The following is a 5,652-nucleotide window of genomic DNA, read 5'->3' as shown; positions in this document are numbered from 1 at the left end:
GCCATCTTCGGGATCGCGGCGTTCGTGGTGTTCCACATCTGGCGTCGGCTCTACTACGTCGCCAAGCCCAAGCCGCAACCCGGCGTGTACGGGCTCGCCACCGGCAGCACCACCTCGGCGCTCGGCGCCGGCATCGCCACCGTGTACCAGGAGCCGCAGCTCTTCGGCGAACTCACCGTGGCGGAGAACGTCTTCATCGGGCGGGAACGGCGGCGGGCCGGGATCGTCCAGCGCACCCGCCAGCACGAGGAGGTCGTCGCGCTCCTCGAACGCATGGGCCTGGACGCCGCGGTCGCCGACGTACGGGTGGCCGACCTGTCGGTCGCCGAGCAGCAGCTGGTCAGCATCGCCAAGGCCTTCGCCAGCCAGCCGCGGATCCTCATCCTCGACGAGCCCTCCGCCATCCTCACCGACCGGGAGATCGAGACGCTCTTCGCGGCGGTCCGCGGGATGCGCGACAGTGGCGTCGCGGTCATCTACATCAGCCACCGCCTCGACGAACTGGCCCAGATCACCGACCGCGTGACCGTGCTGCGGGACGGGCAGGTGGTGGCGAGCCGGCCCACCCGGGAGCTCACCGTCCGCGCCGTCGCCGAGCTGATGGTCGGGCACAAGCTCGAAACCGGGCAGGTGACGCGGACCGTGGCCGACGCCGAGCCCGCGCTCGCGGCGTCCGGCCTCGGACGCCAGGACGTCTTCGCCGACGTCGACCTGGCCGTGCGCCCCGGCGAGGTGGTCGCCCTCTACGGCCTGGTCGGGTCCGGCGCCGCCAGCATCGCCCGGGCACTGTACGGGATCGACCCGGCAGACTCCGGCGCCGTCCGGATCAACGGCCGCGGCGTCGCGCTCAGATCCCCCGCCGACGCGGTACGGCACGGCATCACCATGCTGCCCGCCAACCGGAAGGTGCAGGGCGTCTTCAGCTCCAAGAGCATCGCCTTCAACATCTCCAGCGCACACCTGCGACTGCTCAGCCGCGCCCGCCTGTGGGTCGACCGCGGCCGGGAGCGGTCCGTCGCGCAGGATTTCATCAAACGCATCGCCATCAAGGCACCCGGCCCGGCGACCCTCGTCGGCAACCTCTCCGGCGGCAACCAGCAGAAGGTCGTCCTCGCCCGCCAGCTCGTCGAACGGCCCCGCATCCTCCTGCTGGAGGAACCCACCCAGGGTGTCGACGTGGGGGCCAAGGACGAGATCCACCGAATCATCGTCGAGCTCGCCGACGCCGGCAGCGCCGTCCTCGTCGTCTCCTCCGACCTGCCGGAGGTCCTGCAGCTCGCCGACCGGGTGCTGGTGGTGCGCGCGGGGCGGATCACGGCGAGCTTCGACCGGGGTGCGCGCCAGGCCGACGTCCTGGCCGCCGCGGCCGGCGACGACGGATCGGATCGGGCATCGACGCCAGGCGGCGACTCGACGACGGAGGTGGGAGCGGCATGACCGGACTCGTCCAGACCGTACCGCTGCGCCGGCGGCGCCCGATCGCCCGCGCGGTCGAAGGCCAGGAACTCGCGCTCGTCGTCGTCATCGCGGCCCTCTGGCTCGCGTTGTCCGTCGGTACGAGTACCTTCCTCACCGGCTCGAACCTGCGCAACATCCTGTTCGCCGTCGCGGCGACCGCGATCATCGGCATCGGGATGACGCCCGTCATCGTGACCGGCGGCATCGACGTCTCCGTGGGCAGCATGGCCGCCGTGGTCATGGTGGTGGTGGCCAAGCTCGTCCGCGACGCCGGAGCGCCCGCGCCGCTGGCGGTGCTGGTGGCGGTCGCGCTCGGGCTCGGGCTGGGTTGCGTCAACGGCCTGCTGGTCAGCCTCGGCGGCATCCACCCGATCATCGTCACGTTCGGCACCCTGAACGTGTTCCGCTTCGTGGCGCTGCGCATCTTCGAGAACAAGCAGGTGGCGGGCGTGCCGGACACCCTCGGGTGGTTCGGCGGCGGCCAGGCCGGGCTCGGCCTGCTGGGCGTGCCGCACGCCTGGTGGCTCGCCATGATGCTCGCGGCACTCACCTGGTGCTACATGCGCTACTGGGCGACCGGCCGCCACTGGTACGCGATCGGCAACGACGCCGACGCGGCCCGTCTCGCCGGCGTCCGCGTCCGCCGGCGCATCGTCTCCGCGTACGCCCTGACCGGCTTCTTCGTCGGCCTGGCGGCCTGCGTCCTGGTCGGCAGCGGCGGCCTGGTGCAGCAGAACGCCGGCACCGGCCTGGAGTTGCAGGTCATCGCGGCCGTCGTGATCGGCGGGACGAGCATCCTCGGCGGCCGCGGCACCGTGCTGGGGACGCTGCTGGGCGCGCTGCTGGTCGGCACCGTGACCAGCGCCATCACCCTGCTCGGCTGGCCCAGCGAGCTGACCGAACTGTTCATCGGCGCGTTCATCCTGGTCGCGGTTGGCGTCGACCTGGTCCGCGAGCGCCGCAGGAGGGCACGATGACGACCAGAACCGCCGAACCGGAACAGCTCAAGGACGACAAGACGAAGCCGGCCCCGACCGGTGCGAGGATCGCCGGCGCACTGCGATTCGTGCTCTCCGAACGGGTCGCGCTGCTGAGCGTGCTGCTCGTCATCGTCGTGGTGTGGTTCTGGTACCTGGGTCGCAACGACTACCTCGTCGCGCCGTACGACGCCGACTACCTCGCCTCGGCGCTGGAGACGATGGTCCCGCTCTGCCTCCTCGGCCTCGCCGAGTTCATCGTCATCGTCTCCGGGCGCGGCGGGATCGACCTGTCCGTGGGATCGATGGTCAGCCTCTCCGGGATGGCCTTCGGCTTCATGGTCGGCCAGTGGGGGTGGCCCGTCCTCCCCGCGCTGGCGCTGACCGTCCTGGTCGGCGGGGTGCTCGGCGCGGCGAACGGGCTGCTGGTCGCGTACCTCGGGTTCCCGGCCCTGATCGCCACGCTCGCCACCTACTACGCGTACGGGTCGCTCGCGCTGGTCAGCAACGACAGGGCGCCCATCTCCACCAAGCCCATCCAGGACCTGCACTCGCTGACCCGGCCGCTCGACCTGCCCGTGGTGCCGGACCTGCCGGCGCAGATGCTGACCTTCCTCGTGCCGTGCGTCCTCGTGGTGTGGCTGGTGGTCAACCGCAGCACCTACGGCCGCAAGCTGTACGCGATCGGCACGAACGACGTGGCCGCCCGGTTCGCCAACCTCGACGTCCGGCAGACCCGCTTCCGCGCCTACGTCGCCTCCGGCCTGCTCTCCGGGGTGGTCGCCGTGGTCACCGTCGCCCAGTTCGCCTCCGCCCGCCCCGACGCGGGCAGCGTCGGCAACGGGATGGCCCTGCCGGCGATCACCATCGCCGTGCTCGGCGGCGTGGCGATCACCGGCGGCCTGGGCCGCGTGGCCGGGGTGGTGATCGCCGCCCTGCTCATCGTCTGGCTCAACGCCGGCATCCTGCTCGCCTTCGAGGGCTCGGACGGCAGCCAGTTCCAGCTCCTCGCACTCGGTGCCGTCCTCGTGCTCTCCGCGCTGCTCAACGCGATCACCCTGCGCCGGCGGGGAGGTGTGCGGTGAGCGTGCGCAGCGACGCGGGCGCCGTCCCCGCCGAGCTGGTCGACCTGACGCTGCGCATCGGCGACCCGGCCCGGGACCTGGTCAGCCTCGCCGAAGGCAACACCTCGACCCTCGCCGACGGTGAACTGGTGGTCAAGGCCAGCGGCGCCCGGATGGACCGGGCGAAGCCCGAGGACTTCGTGGTGGTCGATCTCGACGCCGCAGCCCGGGTCCTCGGTGACCCCCGCGCCACGCAGGACGAACTGTCCGCGCTGCTGGCCGTCGCCGACGACCCGCGCGGGCGGCGCGCCTCCATCGAGACGCTCGTCCACGTCGCCGCGGTGCACGCCGGCGGCGCCACCTGGGTCGCCCACACCCATCCCACCGCGATCGTCGGACTCGTCTCGATCGAAGAGGGGGAACGGCTGTGGCAGGCGCCGCTCTTCCCCGACGAGGCCGTGGTGGTCGGCCGGCCCGCCTGGGTCGACTACCACGAGCCGGGCCTCGCGCTCGGTCGCGCCGTGGCCCGCTCGATCACCGAGCACGCCGAACGGCACGGGGCGCCGCCCCGGCTCGTGCTGCTGGGCAACCACGGCATGGTCGCGCTGGGCCGCTCGCCCGAGGAGGTCGAGGCGGTCACGACGATGGCGGTGAAGGCCGCCCGCACCCGCGCGCTGGCCCACGCCGTCGGCACGCCGCGCTACCTGGACGCCGCCGGCGGGAACGCGCTCGCCTCCCGCGCCGACGAGGTCGCCCGGCGCGCCCTGCTCGCCGGGGAAACGGTATGACCTGGGCAGGCTCACCGTTCGCCGGGCGCACCGTGCAGGCGGTCTTCTTCGACATCGGCGGCCCGATCTACGACGACGAGAACTTCGCGACCGCCGTGCTGGCGGCGCTCGACGACCTGCTCGCCGAGCAGGGCCGGCCGCCGGCCGCCCGGGCCCGGTTCCGGGCCGTCTACGACGGCGTGCGGGCAGCGCAGTCCGGGTCACTGCGGCGGGCCCTCGCCGCGGAGTTCCTCGGCGACGAGCGGCGGCGCGACGACCTGCACGCCCGCACCCGCCGGTACTGGCGGCACGGGCCGGGCAGCCTCCACCCCGACGTGCTGGCCTGCCTGCGGGCCCTGCACGGGCGGGTACGCATCGGAGTGCTGGCCAACCAGGAAGCCGACGTCATCGACGCGCTGCGCCGCGACGGCGTAGCCCCGTTCATCCAGGTCTGGGCGGTCTCCGCGCTCGTCGGCCACGAGAAGCCCGACCCGGCGCTGTTCGAGTGGGCGGTCAAGGAGGCGGGGACCAGCCCCGCGAACGCCGTCCACGTCGGCAACCGCCTCGACACCGATGTCCGGCCCGCCCGCGCCCTCGGCCTCGGCACGGTCTGGGTGCTGCGCGGCGAAGCCCCTCCGGAGCCGACGGCCGAGCAACTCGCCGAGCCCGACGTCGCCGTCCCCGATCTGCGTACGCTTCCCCGGCTGATCCTCGGGGACGGGCGCGCATGAACGAGGTGGTCATCGGCCTGGACGTCGCCACCGCCGACGTACGCGCCGTCGCGGTCACCCCCGACGGGGAAGTGGTGGCGCGGGCGGCGCAACCACTTCCGACGCCGCAGCGCGCCGGTGGCGGACGTGCCGAGCAGTCACCGGACCACGCCGACGTGGCGGTGGCGGTCCTCGCCCGGCTCGGCGCCGACCTGCACTGCCCGGTCCGCGCCGTGACGGTGACCGCGACCTCCGGCACCGTCGTTCCCTGCTCCGACGACCTCGCGCCGGTCGGGCCGGCCCTGCTGTACAACGACCGCCGGGCCGGGCAACCGGGAGCCGGGGTCGATCCCGGGCTGGTGGCGGCCGCGCCGGCGCTCGCCCGCATCGCGTGGCTGCACCGGCACCGGCCCGCGCCCCGCTACCGGCACGTCAGCGACCTCGTCGTCGCGCGGCTCACCGGCGAGGACGTGCCCACCGACACCAGCCACGCCCTCAAGTCCGGTGCCGACCCGCAGACGCTGCGCTGGCCCGCGTACCTGCTCGACGCGGCGGAGGTGCCGGAATCGGCGCTGCCGCGCCTGGCGCCGCCCGGAACCCCGGTCGGCGGCCTCTCGGCCGGCAGCGCGTCGGCGACCGGCCTGGCCGCCGGGGTTCCGGTGGTGCTCGGGATGAC

General features: G+C 73.5%; 6 protein-coding genes. All 6 read left to right on the top strand.

Annotation, left to right across the window (positions count from 1 at the left end):
• The coding region (locus ACWEVO_RS28595; protein ID WP_452310587.1) for a sugar ABC transporter ATP-binding protein at positions 1-1,437 on the top strand (1,437 nt) is incomplete at its 5' end.
• Positions 1,434-2,435, top strand: a complete 1,002-nt coding sequence (locus ACWEVO_RS28590; protein ID WP_452310586.1) for an ABC transporter permease — start codon at positions 1,434-1,436, stop codon at positions 2,433-2,435. The genes ACWEVO_RS28595 and ACWEVO_RS28590, both read left to right, overlap by 4 nt.
• The gene (locus ACWEVO_RS28585) at positions 2,432-3,520 is read left to right on the top strand and encodes an ABC transporter permease (RefSeq protein WP_452310585.1); all 1,089 of its coding nucleotides are present in this window, start codon (positions 2,432-2,434) and stop codon (positions 3,518-3,520) included. Before ACWEVO_RS28590 ends, ACWEVO_RS28585 begins: the two co-directional genes overlap by 4 nt.
• Entirely contained in the window at positions 3,517-4,287 is a 771-nt protein-coding gene (locus ACWEVO_RS28580) for a class II aldolase/adducin family protein (RefSeq protein WP_452310584.1), read from the top strand. Before ACWEVO_RS28585 ends, ACWEVO_RS28580 begins: the two co-directional genes overlap by 4 nt.
• Positions 4,284-4,997 (top strand): HAD family hydrolase, encoded by a 714-nt coding sequence (locus ACWEVO_RS28575; RefSeq protein WP_452310583.1) that lies wholly within the window; start codon positions 4,284-4,286, stop codon positions 4,995-4,997. The genes ACWEVO_RS28580 and ACWEVO_RS28575 overlap by 4 nt, the downstream gene beginning before the upstream one ends.
• Positions 4,994-5,652 (top strand): FGGY family carbohydrate kinase (locus ACWEVO_RS28570; protein WP_452310582.1); only part of this gene is annotated, 659 nt, incomplete at its 3' end. The genes ACWEVO_RS28575 and ACWEVO_RS28570, both read left to right, overlap by 4 nt.

This window comes from Micromonospora sp. NPDC003776 (assembly GCF_053605645.1).
Note: the sequence above shows the minus strand (reverse complement) of the source record. Positions and strands in the feature narration are given on the sequence as shown.

Coding starts and splice junctions, on each gene's coding strand:
- ACWEVO_RS28590 (WP_452310586.1), top strand. CDS start 1,434: ATGACCGGACTCGTCCAGACCGTACCGCTGCGCCGGCGGCGCCCGATC.
- ACWEVO_RS28585 (WP_452310585.1), top strand. CDS start 2,432: ATGACGACCAGAACCGCCGAACCGGAACAGCTCAAGGACGACAAGACG.
- ACWEVO_RS28575 (WP_452310583.1), top strand. CDS start 4,284: ATGACCTGGGCAGGCTCACCGTTCGCCGGGCGCACCGTGCAGGCGGTC.